At 61.5% G+C, this 17,572-nt stretch carries 18 protein-coding genes; 14 read left to right on the top strand and 4 right to left on the bottom strand.

The genetic code is table 11. From position 1 onward, the window contains the following. Positions 1–16 precede the first annotated feature (16 nt). From LDZ26_RS20905 to LDZ26_RS20860, 10 genes are all read left to right on the top strand, one after another. Positions 17–958 carry a carbohydrate ABC transporter permease gene (locus LDZ26_RS20905; protein WP_244850445.1) on the top strand — a complete coding sequence of 314 codons (942 nt, stop codon included), beginning with the start codon at positions 17–19 and terminating at the stop codon, positions 956–958. Further along, positions 955–1,836, top strand: a complete 882-nt coding sequence (locus LDZ26_RS20900) for a carbohydrate ABC transporter permease (protein WP_244850439.1) — start codon at positions 955–957, stop codon at positions 1,834–1,836. Before LDZ26_RS20905 ends, LDZ26_RS20900 begins: the two co-directional genes overlap by 4 nt. Positions 1,837–1,871: 35 nt before the next feature. Then, positions 1,872–2,852: a sugar-binding transcriptional regulator gene (locus LDZ26_RS20895; protein ID WP_244850437.1), complete on the top strand. Its 981-nt coding sequence runs from the start codon at positions 1,872–1,874 to the stop codon at positions 2,850–2,852. Between the two features lie 7 nt (positions 2,853–2,859). Beyond that, positions 2,860–3,606 (top strand): SDR family oxidoreductase, encoded by a 747-nt coding sequence (locus LDZ26_RS20890; RefSeq protein ID WP_244850435.1) that lies wholly within the window; start codon positions 2,860–2,862, stop codon positions 3,604–3,606. 75 nt (positions 3,607–3,681) lie between these two features. Further along, positions 3,682–4,716, top strand: coding sequence for an NAD(P)-dependent alcohol dehydrogenase (locus tag LDZ26_RS20885; RefSeq protein ID WP_244850427.1), 1,035 nt, complete (start codon positions 3,682–3,684; stop codon positions 4,714–4,716). Between the two features lie 35 nt (positions 4,717–4,751). Continuing rightward, a complete protein-coding gene (locus LDZ26_RS20880) occupies positions 4,752–5,843 on the top strand; it encodes an alcohol dehydrogenase catalytic domain-containing protein (RefSeq protein WP_244850425.1) in 1,092 nt (363 codons plus the stop codon). Positions 5,844–5,990: 147 nt separating this feature from the next. Then, positions 5,991–6,230 (top strand): hypothetical protein, encoded by a 240-nt coding sequence (locus LDZ26_RS20875; RefSeq protein WP_244850423.1) that lies wholly within the window; start codon positions 5,991–5,993, stop codon positions 6,228–6,230. Positions 6,231–6,566: 336 nt separating this feature from the next. Beyond that, complete coding sequence (locus LDZ26_RS20870; RefSeq protein WP_175945496.1) at positions 6,567–7,022, top strand: (2Fe-2S)-binding protein; 456 nt, start codon at positions 6,567–6,569, stop codon at positions 7,020–7,022. A gap of 1 nt (position 7,023) precedes the next feature. Next, on the top strand, positions 7,024–9,264 hold the full coding sequence (locus LDZ26_RS20865; RefSeq protein WP_244850421.1) for a xanthine dehydrogenase family protein molybdopterin-binding subunit: 2,241 nt from the start codon (positions 7,024–7,026) through the stop codon (positions 9,262–9,264). 9 nt (positions 9,265–9,273) lie between these two features. Further along, positions 9,274–10,566, top strand: coding sequence for a cytochrome c (locus LDZ26_RS20860; RefSeq protein WP_244850419.1), 1,293 nt, complete (start codon positions 9,274–9,276; stop codon positions 10,564–10,566). A gap of 25 nt (positions 10,567–10,591) precedes the next feature. On the opposite strand, the gene LDZ26_RS20855 is transcribed toward LDZ26_RS20860, so the two are convergent. Then, a complete protein-coding gene (locus tag LDZ26_RS20855) occupies positions 10,592–10,861 on the bottom strand; it encodes a DUF1488 family protein (protein WP_244850417.1) in 270 nt (89 codons plus the stop codon). Positions 10,862–11,316: 455 nt separating this feature from the next. Between LDZ26_RS20855 and LDZ26_RS20850 the strand changes: the two genes are divergently transcribed. Beyond that, entirely contained in the window at positions 11,317–11,610 is a 294-nt protein-coding gene (locus tag LDZ26_RS20850; protein ID WP_244850415.1) for a DUF3331 domain-containing protein, read from the top strand. Positions 11,611–11,635: 25 nt separating this feature from the next. On the opposite strand, the gene LDZ26_RS20845 is transcribed toward LDZ26_RS20850, so the two are convergent. From LDZ26_RS20845 to LDZ26_RS20835, 3 genes are read right to left on the bottom strand one after another with little or no spacing between them, the layout of a single operon-like run. Continuing rightward, on the bottom strand, positions 11,636–13,102 hold the full coding sequence (locus LDZ26_RS20845; protein WP_244850413.1) for an amidase: 1,467 nt from the start codon (positions 13,100–13,102) through the stop codon (positions 11,636–11,638). After that, positions 13,083–13,841 (bottom strand): tRNA (5-methylaminomethyl-2-thiouridine)(34)-methyltransferase MnmD, encoded by a 759-nt coding sequence (gene mnmD / locus LDZ26_RS20840; RefSeq protein WP_370650738.1) that lies wholly within the window; start codon positions 13,839–13,841, stop codon positions 13,083–13,085. Before mnmD ends, LDZ26_RS20845 begins: the two co-directional genes overlap by 20 nt. Continuing rightward, the gene (locus LDZ26_RS20835) at positions 13,838–14,542 is read right to left on the bottom strand and encodes a YceH family protein (protein WP_244850411.1); all 705 of its coding nucleotides are present in this window, start codon (positions 14,540–14,542) and stop codon (positions 13,838–13,840) included. Before LDZ26_RS20835 ends, mnmD begins: the two co-directional genes overlap by 4 nt. Positions 14,543–14,590: 48 nt before the next feature. On the opposite strand from LDZ26_RS20835, the gene LDZ26_RS20830 reads away from it, so the two are divergent. The 3 genes from LDZ26_RS20830 to LDZ26_RS20820 all read left to right on the top strand — a co-directional run bounded on the left by LDZ26_RS20830 (position 14,591) and on the right by LDZ26_RS20820 (position 17,568). Beyond that, on the top strand, positions 14,591–14,899 hold the full coding sequence (locus LDZ26_RS20830; RefSeq protein ID WP_244850409.1) for a hypothetical protein: 309 nt from the start codon (positions 14,591–14,593) through the stop codon (positions 14,897–14,899). A gap of 72 nt (positions 14,900–14,971) precedes the next feature. Further along, a complete protein-coding gene (locus tag LDZ26_RS20825) occupies positions 14,972–16,444 on the top strand; it encodes a circularly permuted type 2 ATP-grasp protein (protein ID WP_244850408.1) in 1,473 nt (490 codons plus the stop codon). A 65-nt stretch (positions 16,445–16,509) separates the two neighbouring features. Then, on the top strand, positions 16,510–17,568 hold the full coding sequence (locus LDZ26_RS20820) for an alpha-E domain-containing protein (RefSeq protein ID WP_244850406.1): 1,059 nt from the start codon (positions 16,510–16,512) through the stop codon (positions 17,566–17,568). Positions 17,569–17,572 lie beyond the last annotated feature (4 nt).

Here is a 17,572-nt window from a genome sequence, read left to right as displayed (position 1 = left end):
GAACCGGAGACGACGGATGGCGAACAGCACTGCAACTCCCGCGACGCACGCACGAGGTCCGCGCAACGGCGCGCGGCGCTTCGCGCTACTGCCGCGCTCGCCTGCATTCTGGTTCCTGATTCCTGCTATTTTCGCGCTGGCGGTCATCGGCATCTATCCGCTATTGCTTGCGCTCTACAACTCGTTTCACCAGTACAAGCTCGCGGATCTCGCATCGGGCACGCCGTTCGTCGGCTTCGACAATTACATCGCGACGCTCTCGGACCCTTCGTTCTGGGGCGCGCTCGGACGCACCGCGTTATTCCTTTGCCTGACGTTGCCGATCGAAGTGGCGCTCGGTCTTTTCGCGGCGCTGATGCTGCATCGCACGGACCTGCGCTTCATGCGCGCGGCGGCGCGTGTGAGTCTCGTCATTCCGATGGCGACCACGTATGCGGTCGTCGGTCTGATCGGGCGCCTCATCTTCAATCGCCAGTTCGGCGTGGCGAACTATCTGACGAGCCTGTTCGGCATACCGCCGCAGGACTGGCTGGCCGATCCGACGCTCGCCTTCGTATCCGTGATGATCATGGATGTGTGGCAATGGACGCCGTTTTGCGCGCTCATCATGCTGGCAGGGCTTTCGATGGTGCCGAAGGAAGCCGAAGAAGCCGCCCGTCTGGAAACGCCGAAATGGACCATGATTCTGTGGCACTTGCAGCGGCCGTATCTGCTGCCGGGCTTGACCGCGATTCTCATTCTTCGCTCGGCCGACATGCTCAAGATGTTCGACGCCGTCTTCACGATGACGCGCGGCGGGCCCGGCACGGCCACTGAATTCATCAGCGTCTATATCCAGCGCGTGGGCTTTCGGCTCTTCGATCAGGGCATGGCGTCGGCGCAGGCCATCATTCTGCTGATTCTGACCATCGTGCTTTCGCGTCTCTACATTCGCTTTGTTTATCGGGAGGCCGCGTGAGTACATCGGCTCTGCAAACGTCGAACAACGGCACGAGTCAGCGCGCGAGGCGCGCGCGCGCCGCACGAAAGCGCGCGACGGTATGGCACTTTCTCGGCCTCGTGGTCGTGTTTCTGTCGTCCGTGTTTCCGTTCTACTGGATGGTGACGACGAGCCTGAAGAGTCAGGCCGACGCGCTCGCGTATCCGCCGAAGTGGCTGTTCAGCCCGACCTTGCATCACTATTCCGCCGCGCTCTTCGAGCACGACGTAGCGGGCAGCTTGCTGAACTCATTCATCATCGCGAGTTGCACGACGGTGCTCGCCATTCTGCTGGGAACGCCTGCCGCGTATGCGCTCGCACGCTATGAATTTCGCGGCAAGGAAGACCTGTGGTTCTGGTTCATCTCGAACCGGATGGTGAGTCCCGTTGTGCTCGCCGTGCCGTTCTTTCTCATCGCGACGAAGCTCGATCTCGTCGATACGCATGTCGTGCTCATCTTGCTCTATCTGACGTTCTCGTTGCCGATCGTCGTGTGGATCTGCACCGACCAGTTCCGCAACATTCCTGTCGAACTGGACGAAGCCGCGCGGCTCGACGGCGCGTCGCCGTGGCGCGTGTTCTGGCGCATCAATCTTCCGCTCGCGATGCCCGGCATCGTGGTCTCCGCGATCTTCGCGTTCATCTTCTCGTGGAACGATCTGCTCTATGCGCTGGTGCTCACGCGTACCGAGGCGATCACGTCGCCGGTCGCGGCGACGAGTTATATGAGCGGCTATGAATTGCCGTGGGGCGAAATCATGGCGACCGGCACGCTGATCGTGCTGCCGATGGTGGTGTTCGCGTTGCTCGTGTCGGGCCGGCTCGTACAAGGGCTCACGATGGGCGCGGTGAAGTAGACTCGCGCCTTTTACAGCATGACCACAGTGAGAACATGAGCAAGACAGCGCCGTCCATCGCCATTGCAGAGACAGACGAGTCCATCGACTCCGAGGAAGAGCTGCAGGCGCGCGTCGCCTGGCATTACTACGTCGGCAATCTGACGCAGCAGGAAATCGCGCAGCGTATCGGCAGTAATCGCGTGCGCGTGAACCGGCTGCTCGCGGCGAGCCGCGAATCGGGACTGGTGCAGATCACTATCAACAGCAAGATCGCGCCGTGCGTGGCGCTGGAAAGTGCGCTCGAACGGCGGTTCGGACTGGATTGCGCGGTCGTCGTGCCGACAGGCGCGAATACCGAGGCGAATAACACGGCTTTAGGCATCGGCGCGGCGTCGTACTTCGCCAAGCAGATCGTCGCGGGGCAGACCATCGGACTCGGCTGGGGCCGCACCATCCGCGCGGTGCTGCGCGCCATGCCGCAACGCAGTTATGGCGCCGTGTCGGCCGTGTCGCTGCAAGGGGGCTTGTCGCATTGCCCGAGCATCAATACGTTCGACATCGTCTCGGACTTCGCGAACATCTGCCGCGCGGACGGATATCTCTTTGCTGCGCCCATCTATGTGAGCAGCCAGAAGGCGCGCGACGTGATCTTGCAGGAAGGCACGGTGCGCGAAACGTATGAACTCGCGCGCTCGGCGGACCTTGCGCTGCTGACGTGCGGGGACCTCACTGAATCGCTCGTCGTGACGTATGGCATCGACAATCCCGACCAGTTGCGCACGCTCGAAAAGGCGGGCGCGGTGGGGGACATGCTCGGTCATTTCATGGATGAAGACGGCGAGTTGATCGACCATCCGCTGAATCGCCGCACCGTGGCGATCACGCTCGACGACTTGCGCAAGATTCGCCGCGTGGTTCTCGTGAGCGGCGGCGCAAAGAAGTTTCACGTCACGCGTGCGGCATTGCGCGGGCGCTATCCGTCGGTGCTCGTCACCGATGAAGACACCGCGCGACGTCTGTGCGATGAACCCTGAAGAGTCCATGACACCGATCGACAGAAACCGCGAATTCGCCGGCAAGACCGTGCTCGTGACCGGCGCGGGAAAGGGCATCGGCCATGCGACGGTGCATCTGCTGACCGAGCGCGGCGCGCGCGTGATTGCGCTGAGTCGCAGCGCGACGGATCTCGCCGCCCTTGCAAGCGAGACCGGTTGCGAGACCATCGCCGTCGATCTGGCCAATGCCGAGGCAGCCCGCGAGGCGGCGCGCGCGGCGCAGCCGGTGGACCTGCTCGTGAACTGCGCGGGCCTCGTCGAATTGCAGCCTTTTCTCGATACCACCGTCGATGCCTTCGATCTCACGATGCACGTCAACGTACGCGCTGCGATGATCGTGGCGCAGGAGTGCGCAAGGAGCATGATCGCGCGCAAGGCGGGCGGCGCGATAGTGAACGTGTCGAGTCTCTCGGCGAATGTGGGCTTGCCGCTGCACGCATCGTATTGCGCATCGAAGGGCGCGCTCGATGCCATGACGCGCGTGATGGCTGTCGAATTGGGACCACACGGCATCCGCGTGAATGCGGTCAACCCGGTCGTGACCATGACGCCGATGGCCGAGAAAGCCTGGAGCGATCCCGCGAAATCCGGCCCCATGCTCGCGCGCATTCCGCTCAATCGCTTCGTGCAGCCGGTGGAAGTGGCGCGCACCATCGCGTATCTGCTCGGCGACGATTCCAGCATGGTGAGCGGCGTGAGCCTCGCGATCGACGGCGGCTTTCAGGCGGGATAGTTCACGACGCATCGAACAGATTCAATCGATTTAATCGACTCAATCGACTCAAACGAACAGCACGAAGGAACGACAATGGAAGCACTGGTTCTAGAAGAAGCACGCCGCATCAGCTTGCGCCCGTTCAGCTTGCCGCAGGTCGTGGGGCCGCGCGATGTGCGCATACGCATTCACACGGTCGGCATTTGCGGCAGCGATGTTCATTACTATCAGCACGGCCGCATCGGTCCGTTCGTCGTCAATGAGCCGATGGTTCTCGGGCACGAGGCATCCGGCACGGTCGTCGAAGTCGGCGAGGAAGTGACGAATCTGAAGGCGGGCGACCGCGTATGCATGGAGCCGGGCGTGCCCGACACGGAATCGCGTGCATCGCGCGAAGGCATGTACAACCTCGATCCGAAGGTGCGCTTCTGGGCCACGCCGCCGGTGCACGGTTGTCTCGCCCCTTACGTGGTGCATCCCGCCGCGTTCACCTACAAGCTGCCGGACAACGTGAGCTTCGCCGAGGGCGCGATCGTCGAGCCGCTTTCCATCGGCTTGCAGGCCGCGAAGAAGGCCGCGATCAAGCCCGGCGATGTGGCCGTGGTGCTCGGCGCGGGCACCATCGGCATGATGTGCGCGCTGGCCGCGCTTGCCGGTGGCTGCAGCCGCGCGATCGTGTGCGATCTCGTGCAGGAGAAGCTCGACCTGATCGGCGGCGTGCAGGGCGTGACGGCGGTGAACATTCGCGACGAGCGCGTGCAGGACGTCGTGGCGCGGCTGACCGACGGCTGGGGCGCGGATATCGTGTTCGAGGCAAGCGGCAACGAGAAAGCGTTCGAAGGCATTGTCGATCTGCTCTGCCCGGGTGGCTGTCTCGTGCTCGTCGGCATGCCGCAGCGCGCCATTCCTTTAGATGTTGTCGCGGTGCAGATCAAGGAAGCGCGTATCGAGTCCGTATTCCGTTACGCCAATATCTTCCCGCGCGCCATTCAGTTGATTGCATCGGGCAAGCTCGACGTCAAGCCGTTCATTTCGCGCACGTTCCCGTTCGCGGAAGGCATCAAGGCTTTCGAAGAAGCGGCGAGCGGCGTGCCGACGGATGTGAAAGTGCAGATCGTGATGGAATGACGAAGCGCTAACGATACATGACGGGAGACGCGATCATGAGCACGGCATCGGCTGACAGCAGTGACGAAATGACGGCAATCGTATGCCGCGCGCCGAAGGATTATCGCGTCGAACGTGTGAAGCGCCCGCGTGCCGCACGCAATGAGCTGGTGATCCGCATTGCTGCGTGCGGCATATGCGCGAGCGACTGCAAGTGCTGGTCGGGCGCCAAGATGTTCTGGGGCGGCCCGAATCCGTGGGTCAAAGCGCCGGTTATACCCGGCCATGAATTCTTCGGCTATGTGGAAGAACTCGGGGAGGGCGCGGCCGAGCATTTCGGCGTGCAAGTCGGCGACAGACTGATCGCCGAGCAGATCGTGCCTTGCGCGAAGTGCCGCTATTGCAAGTCCGGTCAGTACTGGATGTGCGAAGTGCATAACATCTTCGGCTTTCAGCGCGAAGTCGCCGACGGCGGCATGGCCGAATACATGCGCTTTCCACCGACGGCCATCGTCCACAAGATACCGGACGGTATCTCAATCGAAGACGCGGCCATCATCGAACCGCTTGCTTGCGCGATTCATACGGTGAACCGCGGCGATATTCAATTGAGCGATGTCGTCGTGATCGCAGGCGCAGGCCCGCTCGGACTGATGATGGTGCAGGTTGCGCATCTGAAGACGCCGAAGAAGCTCGTCGTCATCGATCTCGTCGATGAGCGCCTCGCGCTCGCTCGCGAATACGGCGCGGATGTCACGATCAACCCGAAGAACGACAACGCGCTCGAGATGATCCGCTCGATCACGGATCAATACGGTTGCGACGTGTATATCGAGACTACCGGTTCGCCTTCGGGTGTGTCGCAAGGTCTCGAACTGATTCGAAAGCTGGGGCTTTTCGTCGAGTTCTCGGTGTTTGGAAGCGATACGACCGTCGACTGGTCGATCATCGGCGATCGCAAGGAGCTCGACGTGCGCGGCGCGCATCTCGGGCCGTATTGTTATCCGATCGCGATCGACCTTCTGGCGCGCGGACTGGTGACGTCGAAGGGCATCGTCACGCACGGATTCACGCTCGAAGAATGGGACGCGGCCATCGCGGTTGCCAATTCACTCGATTCGATCAAGGTGCTTTTGCGGCCCAAATGATCGCCGTCTAAGGACGAGTGAGTTGGTCTCCGAAGACCTGCTCACATTCGGATTCTGGGGGAGAACGCAAGGACGCTTCGCTTTGGCGCGCGGTTTGCTCTTATCAGCAAACGACCAACCGCTGGACCGCTCTCCCAGGACATGGCAGTGAACGCGCTCTTCCATATTCGGGTGCTGACAGACGCACTCTCCGGGTGTGCCGAAGACGGCATCAGGATTCACATTGCGCCCGGCGTCTACGAAGCGCATCAAGAGGACGACACGCTCGTGTTCGTCGATGCCGACCCACGCATGCGCGGGTCGGTCTCCGTGGACCTTTGCGAGTATCTGGAGACCACCATCTTTCCGGAAGAGCTCGCGCGTAAGGGGCTCATCGAGATCGTCTGATTCTGGATGAGACGCACGTTGAACAACTCACTGATGGGGCAGTTCGGTCTCTCGTTGTAAAGCAACTAACTGTCTTTCTCCACCGCCGCCATCCAATCCGAACAGCATATTGGTTCACCCTGAAAATCCGTAAAGCAGACCGGTTTTTTTCATTCACGCTCTTTTCTTAAACCAGCGCTACAATCTCTCGTCCCTATACGGCCAGCCGCACGTGTCCTTGCGTCATAGCGCCCTATACCGGCCTCAACGCACAGCACCGTCCGGCGCCGATTGCCGTCGCACGCAGCCCCGCGATCGCGCGATTCGCCAATACCAACGCATAAGCCGGAGCCGCTCATGACTACGCTTTCCATCAATGGTCAGTCACACACTGTCGACGCGCCGCCAGACATGCCGCTTCTTTGGGTGTTACGCGACCTGGTCGGCTTGACCGGCACTAAATTCGGCTGCGGCATTGCCCAATGCGGCGCTTGCACCGTGCATCTCGACGGCGTCGCGGTGCGTTCCTGCGTGCTGCCCGTCGCGGCCATCGGCGACAAGAAGATCACGACGATCGAAGCTGTCGGCGCAACGCCTGCCGGCAAGAAAGTGCAGGACGCATGGAATCAACTCGATGTCGTTCAATGCGGCTACTGCCAGTCCGGGCAAGTGATGTCCGCTGCCGCGTTGATTGCAGCTGTCCCCAATCCGACCGATGCCGATATCGACGCCGCCATGACCGGCAACATCTGCCGCTGCGGCACATACAACCGCATTCGCGCGGCCATCAAGCAAGCAGCGAAGGGAGCGTGACATGTCGCGAGGACTACTCGAAGCGGGACGTCATGCGGCTTCCGCCGGATTTTCGCGCCGTTCGTTTCTGAAGCTCGGCCTGACCGCCAGTGTGACCGCGAGCGGCGGCTTTCTCATTGGCTTCAGCTTGCCCGCCGCCAGTCAGGATCAGAGCAAAGGCAAGTCGGTCATCGGCGGCGATGGCGTGGAGCCGGCTCAAGCGGGCGTCTTTGCGCCCAACGCTTTCGTGCAGATCGACAAGACCGGCAAGGTCGTGCTCATCATTCCGAAGGTGGAGATGGGGCAGGGCGTCTATACGTCGTTGCCTATGCTCATTGCCGAAGAACTCGAAGTGCCGATCGATAGCGTCACCATCGACCATGCGCCGCCCGACGAAAAGCTCTTCATGGATCCGCTGCTGGGCGGTCAGTTGACAGGCGGCTCCACGTCCGTGCGCTATGCGTGGGAGCCCATGCGCAAGGCCGGCGCGGCAGCGCGCATGATGCTGGTCGCGGCGGCCGCGCAGCAGTGGCAATGCGATGCATCGACATGTCATGCACAAGGCGGCAAGGTCGTGCATGCATCGGGAGATCGCACGGCGAGCTATGGCGAACTCGTGCAAGCGGCGGCAAGCATGCCGGTGCCGCAAGACAAAGATATCAAGCTCAAAGACCCGAAAGACTTCAAGATCATCGGCACGAAGGTCAGGCGCCTGGATTCGCCGGAAAAGGTGGATGGCACGGCAATGTTCGGGCTGGACGTGCGCTTGCCCGACATGGTCTATGCGGCCATCGTCAATTGCCCGGTATTCGGCGGCAAGCTCGTTTCCGTCGACGATAGCAACGCGCGAAAGATTCCCGGTGTGCGGCAAGTGATCAAGTTCGACAACGGCGTTGCGGTCGTCGGCGATCACACGTGGGCTGCGAAGCGAGGCGCCGCGGCATTGTCCATTCATTGGGACGAAGGCGCGGACGGCAATCTATCGACGAAGCAGATCATCGACGAACTGGCGGTTGCATCGCAGAAGTCAGGCGCCGTCGCCCGAAAGGACGGCGATGTCGGGAAGGGATTCAATGACGCCAAGACACGCGTCGATGCCGTCTATCAACAGCCGTTTCTCGCGCATGCCACGATGGAGCCGGTCAACTGCACCGTGCATGTACGCCCCGATGGCTGCGATGTCTGGCTCGGCACGCAAGTGCCGACGCGCATCGTCGACACGGCGGTGGCCATCACCGGATTGCCGCGCGAGAAGATCGTATTGCATAACCATCTGCTGGGCGGTGGTTTCGGCAGACGGCTCGAAGTCGACATGGCGACTCAGGCGCTCAAGATCGGCAAGCAAGTCGGCACGCCGGTGAAAGTCACATGGTCGCGCGAGGAAGACATCCAGCACGACATGTACCGGCCTTACTACTACGACAAGCTCTCCGCCGGCCTCGATGCAAATGGCAAGCCCATTGCGTGGACGCATCGCATCGTGGGCTCGTCCATCATGGCGCGGTTCGCGCCGCCCGCATACAAGAACGGTATCGACCCGGACGCGATCGAAGTCGCGGCCGACCTTCCATATGACTTCCCGAATCAGGTGATCGAATACGTGCGTCAGGAGCCGCGGCATGTGCCGACTGCTTTCTGGCGCGGCGTCGGCCCGACGCGCGGTACGTTCGTCGTCGAGAGCTTTATCGACGAACTCGCCGTGCAAGCGAAGATCGATCCCGTGCAGTACCGGCGCGACCTGCTGAACAAGACACCGCGCGCCCGCAATGTGCTCGATGTCGCGACGCAGGCGGCCGGCTGGGGCAAGACATCCATGCCGCAGGGCCAGGGACGCGGCGTATCGGTCATGCATGCGTTCGGCAGTTTCTTTTCGATGGTCGCCGACGTCACCGTCAACAAGGACGGCGAAGTGCAGGTCAATCGCATCGTATGCGCGGTGGATTGCGGCATGGTCGTCAATCCCAATACGGTGGAAGCGCAAGTGCAGGGCGGCATCATCTTCGGCATCACGGCCGCGCTCTATAGCGAGATCACCATTGAAAACGGCCGCGTGCAGCAGAGCAACTTCACCGATTACCGGATGCTGCGCATCGACGAAACGCCGCCTATCGAAGTGCATATCGTCAAGAGCACCGAAGCGCCGGGGGGTATCGGCGAGCCTGGGACGGCGGCGCTCGCGCCCGCCATCACCAATGCGATCTATGCCGCAACGGGCAAGCGCCTGAGGCAGCTACCGGTCGGCAACCAGTTGCGCAGCGCCTAAGGAGACCCCATGAAATTTGCCCTCAGGCCCTTCACGGCCGCGTTTCTCGCGGCGACTGTCGCGCTCGCGGCAGCGCCTTTGACGGCGCGCGCGGATGCGTCGAGCGACGCGCTCGTCGCTCGCGGTGCTTACCTCGCCAAGGCCGGCGATTGCATCGCCTGTCACTCCGCGCCACGCGGCAAGCCCATGGCAGGCGGCTTGCCCATGACGACACCGCTCGGCGCCATCTACACGACGAACATCACGCCGGACCCGGATACGGGCATTGGCCGCTATAGCGAGCAAGACTTCGCGCGCGCGCTGCGCGAAGGCGTCGCGAAGGACGGCCACAATCTTTATCCGGCCATGCCTTACCCGTCGTACGCGAAGATCAACGACGAGGACATGCATGCGCTCTACGCTTACTTCATACATGGCGTCACGCCGGTCAAGCAGGCGAACCGCGCAGCCGATATCAAGTGGCCGCTCAACATGCGCTGGCCGCTCAAGCTTTGGAACGCGGTCTTCCTCGACAAAGGCGTCTATAAGGACAAGCCGGGCAAGGACGTGGCATGGAACCGCGGCGCGTATCTGACGCAAGGTCTCGGGCACTGCGGCGCGTGTCACACGCCGCGCGGCATCGCGTTTCAGGAGAAGGGGCTCGACGAGAGCAGCACGGCTTATCTGACGGGCGGCGTGCTCGACAACTGGTTCGGTTCCAATCTGACCGGCGAGCACAATACCGGGCTCGGGCGCTGGTCCGAGCAGGACCTCGTCGCGTTCCTGAAGACGGGCGCAAACGCGCACGCGACTGCATTCGGTTCCATGACGAGCGTCGTGAACAACAGCACGCAGATGCTCACCGATGGCGACGTGACCGCGATGGCGCACTATCTGAAGTCATTGCCGGCAGCGGGCGGCAACGGCAACGCGCCTTATTCATACGATTCGAAGGCGACGAAAGTGTCGCTGACGCGTCCGGCATCGGACTCCGGCGCGCGTGTTTATGCGGCCTTCTGCATGCATTGCCATGGCATCGACGGGCGGGGTTTCGCGCCCATGCTCTCGCCGCTTGCAGGCAATCCCAACTTGCTGGAGAAAGATGCTTCGTCGCTGATCAACGTGACGCTGAACGGCACCGAAAACCTCGTCATTCAGGGGGTGCCTGCGCCGTATCCGATGCCTCGCTACGCGCCTGTTCTGAATGATCAGCAGATAGCGGATGTGGTGACGTTTATCCGCGGCGCATGGAACAACAACATGCCGGCTGTGCAGCCCGAGGATGTCGCGAAGATGCGCAAGGCAACGCAGGCAGCGCGATAGTCACCTGTTTTACCGACGCGCGGCATCAGGAAGAAAAATCCATTACGTCCAGATGAATGGAGTTGGATGGATGCGCCAAAAACTTCCGATGCACGCGCGCGCTGATGCGTTCGTAGCCATCGTTCAACGCTTTGAGAAGGCGCTCGTCGCTCGCGCCGACGGGCGCCCAGAAACATTGTTCCAACGCCCTGCGCGTGATGTTGCAGTGAATTTCCCGCTCACGGGAAAACGCGACGAAGCTGACCGTGGCACGGTCCGCCGAAACGGTCGCATTAATGCAGAGCTTGCTTGTCATGATTCGACAGGAGGTTTGCGGTTCGCTGCTTTTATTTTGTCAGAAATCCGTCAGCGTGCGCATGCTCGTTCCGCTGCAACGTACGGCAGCCGCCATACGTGGGCAGCGCGCCTTTCGAACGTTCGTTCGCCCTGTATTGGCATTTCTGGATCGACAAAAGCCGGGCAAGAAAGTGAAACGGTTCTTTTTCAGTTGTACTACCCTTAGAACCGTCTTCGTATGAGCGAGCGCGGAAGCGATCCATCGCGCTCGCAGTGTTCATCTACAACGTCAACACGCAATGCGAGACAGGCGCGCGTTGCGACAAGCCGGAGCGGAGCATGAAGCATCCCTCGCTATTGGATCCGTGGAGCCGTACCCTCGCCATGCTCGACAACCGCTCGAGCCGCTGCACTCATTCCGCGCAAGCGACATCGCCGATAGCGCACTCTACGGCGAGCGGCGTGCGCGGCAACGTGAACACTTCGAACGGTCACGTGCCTGCGGCGAACATTCGATTGCTCGAGCGCCTGAGCGAATCCACCCTCGCGCTTTCATGGCACGACCCGACATCGTTCAATTATTCAGAGCAGGTGTGGGCGCTCTGCACGGCTCGCAAGGGCGGCGTCTGCGCGTTGAGCGGTCAGGCCATTCGCCGTGGACAACCCGTCTACAGGCCGCGCCGAGTCGGCAGTTCAGTGCCGTTGAATAGCGGCGCGATGATCCTTGCGCTCGCGCTCGCGCCCGCCGTTCACGAGTCGACGGAATGATGTCGGGCTCACGCTGTCACTCGACTCAACCGAGCAAAGGGCTATGCATTTTTGAATAGCCGCTGGCACGGTCATACGCAAGCCCCATTCGAAGCACGGCAAGGTCCGTCTGCGCCGCGCCGATGATCTGCAAGCCCATCGGCAGGCCGTTGGGACCGAAGCCCGCCGGCGCGCATAGCGCCGGCAATGAAGCCATCGTTGCCGGTACGACCGCTTCCATCCAGCGGTGATAGGTGTCCATCTTCCGGTCGCCGATGGAAGACGGCCAGTGCATCTCTGCATCGAAAGGAAAGACCTGCGCGGCGGGCATCACCAGGAAGTCGAAGCGTGAAAAGAGCGCGTTGATCGCTCGATACCACGCCGAGCGTTCGCGCACGGCGTCATACACCTGTTCTCCCGAAAGCCGCAGGCCCCGCTCGACTTCCCACACGGCTTCCGGTTTGAGCATCGCGCGGCGGGTCTCGTCGCGGTAAAGGGGCGCGTTGGTACCGGCGAACGTGAAGCTGCGCAAGTCGAGCCACGCTTGCCATAAGCGTTCGATATCGAAGTCCACGCGCGCCGCTTCTACAGAGCACCCTGCCTGTTCGAAATGGCGCAACGCGGACATGCATGTTTCGAGCACGCCCGGTTCCATCGGCAGATGACCGTCGAGGTCGGCCAGCCACCCGATCCGCGTGCCGCGCATGTCGCGTTCGAGCGCGGACGAGAAGTCGGAAGGCGTGTCGCTTCGACGGGAGAGCGGCGCGCGTGCATCGAAGCCTGCCTGAACGGACAGCAGCAAGCCCAGGTCTTCCACTGAGCGCGCGACAGGGCCTACGACGCTGAATTGCTGAAAGAAGACATCGTCGGCGGGACCATAAGGCACGCATCCGGGCGAACTGCGGAATCCGAACACGTTGTTGAATGCGGCGGGCGTACGCAGCGAGCCCATCATGTCGGTGCCATCGGCGAAAGGCAGCATGTGAAGCGCGACTGCAACGGCCGCGCCGCCGCTGCTCCCGCCCGCCGAGCGCGATGGATCGAACGCATTGCGCGTGGTGCCGTACACAGGGTTATAGGTATGACCGCCGAGTCCGAACTCAGGCGAGTTGGTTCGCCCGATAAAGATGGCGCCGGCACGCCGCATCCGCTCGAACACGATGGCATCCGCCTGACTGACTTCGCCCGCGAAAATGGGCGACCCCTTGGTGGTCACCATGTCTGCGACAGGCAGAATGTCCTTCGGCGCTTGAGGAAATCCGTGCAAGGGCCCGAGATTTACACCGCGCGATAACTGCGCGTCGCGCTCCTGCGCGAGAGCGAGAAGCGCATCGCCGTCTTGCATGGCGACGATCGCATTGACTTGCGGATTCAGGCGGTCCACTTGCGCAAGATACGCCTGCATGACTTCCACGCATGAGACGTCGCGGGCTTGAATGGCTCGGGATAGCGCGCACGCATCGAGCGACACGATATCGGTTTGCGCATGCGAATCAGAGTGCGTTGTGGGCATCGCGTCTTTCCTTCGAACTCTCGTCGCGCTTGCCGGTGAGCATGGCGCGCTTGCCTGCGAAGCCAGGCGTCTTGCGATACACGAAGCCATGTTCGAGAAGCGCCCGCTTGACGAGTCCGGCGCTCGTGTAAGTCGCAAAGGTTGCATCGGGCTTCGCGAGGCGTGCCAGCATGGCAAAGGTGTCGGGCGTCCACATGTCCGGATTCTTTTTCGGCGCGAAGCCGTCGAGATAGATGGCGTCCGCCGTGAAGCCGAGTGCCAGCGCCAAAGGCCACGCATCCGCGATATCGGAGAAGATCAGCGTCAATGCGAGCGCGCCCGATGCAAAGATCAGTCGATGCACGCCCGGACTGAGCGGCGGCCATGCGCAAGCCAATTCATCCGCGAGCGGGCCGATGGATGCATCGTCGATAATCGCCGCGTGCGCGCGCCTCAAATCGTCTGCGCTAAACGGATGCTTCTCGATCGACACGAATTCGAGTATCTTCGGGCGATGGGGATGCGTACGCCACATCGACCAGGTCGCCAGAAAATTGACTCCCATGCCGAAGCCGGTCTCGATGACGTTGAAAGAGGCTTGTTCCCGCCACCGTTCAGGCAGGCCATTGCCTTGCAGAAAGACATAACGTGCTTGCGCGAGCGCGCCCGACGCACTGTGATAGATGTCGTCGTGCCTCGGGCAATAAGGTGTGCCGTCGGCGCGAAAGGCGAGCGACGCCGGCATGATCGGCGTCGTCATGTCTGCGGCGGCTTATCCAGTGCAATGCCTAATTCACTCGCCATGTGCTCGACCATCGCGCGCAATTGCGTCACCTCTTGAGCGAGCCGCTTGTGGTCCGCTTTCAGCGCCTCGAACTCCGACAAGGAATGCGATGCACCCGCTGACGCCTCTTGAGAAGGCGCGTCGCTCAGGCTCACTTCTCCGCATAGCAAGTGCATCCAGCGGCTCTCGCGCTCGCCCGGCGTACGCGGGAGCTTGACCACGCGAGGCGGATCGCTTTCGGCGAGTTCTTCGAGAAAGCTTTCGACTGACGATATATCGGCAAAGCTATGCAAGCGCGCGCTGTTCGCACGCAGTTCGGCCGCTGTTTGCGGTCCGCGCAAAAAGAGCGTCGCCAGCAGCGCGACGGACTGGCTCGGAATGCCCATCACGCGATTGATGTTGTGCTCGAAACGCGGCACGCGGCTGCTGCTGCCCTCGATGACGAGCGAAAGGCGCTTCAGGCCGTCGATGGTCGTCAGCACTTCGTCTTCGGTCACGCTCATGACGGGCGAACGCGCGGTCTTCTGATTGCAACCCGCAGTGAGTGAATTCAGCGACAGAGGGTAGGTGTCGGGCACCGTCTGCTGCTTTTCGACGAGCACGCCGAGCACGCGCGCTTCGAGCGGTGTGAGTTCGCGCAAGCCGGAACGAGGGGCGCCTTGAAGAGGTGTGTTCATGAACGGTCAGAATGATTCGCCAGGATCCCCATGATACCGGCGCGACGCGTGCCGACGAAGCGCACCGCCGTGCGGCATGACATTGGCTGTGGCAGTGTGCAGGTGTGTGCATGCGGCGGCGGGGCCGCACTCTTTTGGTGCAGCCGTGATTTAATTGCCCGACGTTTCTTCCATGCGTTCAACGAATTAGACGTTCGCTTACGACTTGGCATCGAAGTTGCTCGTTCCAATCTCGGCACTGGGCCGCCCGCGCAATGGATGCAAGTAGCATCGCGCTTCGAGGTCGCCTATGAAACCCGCAAGCCGAATGCGCCGCACGGTCATTCGGTGCGCCGCGTCGTCAGGCTCTTCAAGTGATTGCGAGTGCAACCAGAATACCAACCACAAGGGGATCCGTTCCCGGCACGCACTTGATAGGAAAGACCCGCCATGACGCAAGCATTCTTCAACGAGATGTTCGAGCAAAGCCAGCTCGAAGCGCGGGGAGTACCGGCGTCGGCATTTCCTGCCGCGGGCGAACCCCGCACGCACTACCGTGAATTCATGGAGTGGCTGAGCGCGCAAAGCGAAAGGCAGATCGATCTCAAGCGCGCGGAGGCGGACCTGAATTTTCGCCGCGTCGGTATTACGTTCGCGGTGTACGGCAAGAGCGACGTACCGGGCATCATTCCCGAACGCACTATTCCTTTCGACGTCATTCCGCGCATTTTTCCGGCGGATGAGTGGAAGGCGCTCGAACGCGGTCTGAGGCAGCGCGTGAACGCGCTCAACCGCTTCATCCACGACATCTATCACGATCAGGACATCATTCGCGCGGGCATCATCCCGGAAGCGCAAATCGTGGGCAATGCGCAGTATCGGCCGCAAATGCGCGGCGTCGATGTGACGCGCGATATCTACGCGCATATCGCCGGCATCGATATCGTGCGTGCCGGTCAGGGCGAGTTCTATGTTCTCGAGGACAACTTGCGCGTGCCCTCCGGCGTGTCGTACATGCTGGAAAACCGCAAGATGATGATGCGGCTCTTTCCCGATCTCTTCGCGCGTAACCGCGTCGCGCCGATCGCGCATTATCCGGACTTGCTGCTCGATACGTTGCGCGCGGCTGCGCCCGCCGGCGCGGACAATCCGACCATCGTCGTGATGACGCCCGGCATGTACAACTCCGCGTATTTCGAGCACGCATTCCTTGCGCAGCAGATGGGCGTGGAACTGGTGGAAGGGCAAGACCTCTTCGTCGACGGCGGCTATGTCTATATGCGGACCACGCAAGGTCCGCAGCGAGTGGACGTCATATACCGGCGCGTCGACGACGACTTTCTCGACCCGCTCGTCTTTCGCCCCGATTCGGCATTGGGCGTTGCCGGGCTGATATCGGCTTATCGCGCGGGACACGTTTCATTGTGCAATGCGGTTGGCACAGGTATCGCGGACGACAAGTCCATTTATCCCTATGTGCCGGACATGGTGCGCTTCTATCTCGGTCAAGAGCCGATCCTGAATAACGTGCCGACATGGATGTGCCGCAAGCCCGATGACCTGAAGTACGTACTGGATCATTTGCCGGAACTGGTCGTCAAGGAAACGCATGGCGCGGGCGGCTACGGCATGCTGGTCGGGCCGTCGTCCACGGCCGCGCAGATCGCCGAGTTTCGCGCGGTGCTCGAAGCGAATCCCGAGAAATACATTGCCCAGCCGACACTCGCATTGTCCACCTGTCCGACCTACGTGGAAGCGGGCATCGCGCCGCGTCACATCGACTTGCGTCCGTTCGTGCTATCGGGCACCGATGTGCGCATGGTGCCGGGAGGACTGACGCGCGTTGCATTGCGCGAAGGGTCGCTCGTCGTCAATTCGTCGCAAGGCGGCGGAACCAAGGACACGTGGGTATTGGAACGCTAGAGGAACGTTAGAGGAACGCTAGAACACGCAATCGAGACCTACACAATACATACGCGAGACTACCCATGCTGAGCCGTACCGCGGATCATCTCTTCTGGATGGCGCGCTATACCGAGCGTGCCGAAAATACCGCGCGGATGCTCGACGCGAATTATCAACTGTCGCTTTTGCCTCAATCCGACGAATATGCGGAACTCGGCTGGCGGGCGATGCTCTCGATCTCCGAGTTGAGCGGCATCTATTCCGCCGCGCATCGCAGCATGAAAAGCCGCGACGTGATCGACTTCATGGCGCGCGATATATCGAATCCGTCGTCCATCGTCAGTTGTCTGCGTGCGGCGCGCGAGAATGCGCGAGCCGTGCGCAGTTCCACTAACAGCGAGCTATGGGAGACGCTCAATACGACATGGCTCGACTGTCAACGCATGCTGCATGACGGCATTCTGGAGCGGGAGCCGTACACGTTCTTCGAGTGGGTCAAGTTTCGCTCGCACTTGTCGCGCGGCGTTCAGCTCGGCACGCTCGTCAAGGACGACGCGTTTTACTTCATGCGTCTCGGCACCTTCGTCGAGCGTGCCGATAACACGGCGCGCATTCTCGACGTGAAGTTCGAGATGATGGAGCAGCGCGCCGACACGTCCGCGCAGCCGTTCGACTATCACCATTGGACCGCGGTGCTCGGCTCCGTTTCGGGCTTCGAGGTGTATCGCAAGGTCTATCGCGATGTCATTACACCGGAACGCGTTGCCGATCTGCTCATTCTCTATCGCGACTGGCCGCGTTCGCTTGCGGCGAGTCTCGCGGAAGTGGAGCAACTCATTATTCACGTGACGAAAGGACGCGATGCCGAAGCCGTGCGGCTTGCGGCGCAACTCAGTGCGGAACTGAGAAACGGCGATATCGGCGAGATCCTGCAAGGGGGCTTGCACGCGTACCTCGTGAGTTTTCTCGCACGCGTGAATGAGCTCGCGAGCAGCATCAGCCGCGAGTTTCTATTGCCTATCGCGGCCGAGGTGCCTCCGGAAAGTCAGAGCCAAAGTCAAAGTCAGACACAGACGAACGGCGGATCGCAAGCTCAGTCGCAAGCGGAATCGCCGGTGCAGTCACAACGTTCGTCGAGCTGAACCG

This window comes from Caballeronia sp. SL2Y3, from assembly GCF_022879575.1.
In the GTDB taxonomy this organism is placed as follows: Bacteria; Pseudomonadota; Gammaproteobacteria; order Burkholderiales; family Burkholderiaceae; genus Caballeronia.
Note: the sequence above shows the minus strand (reverse complement) of the source record. Positions and strands in the feature narration are given on the sequence as shown.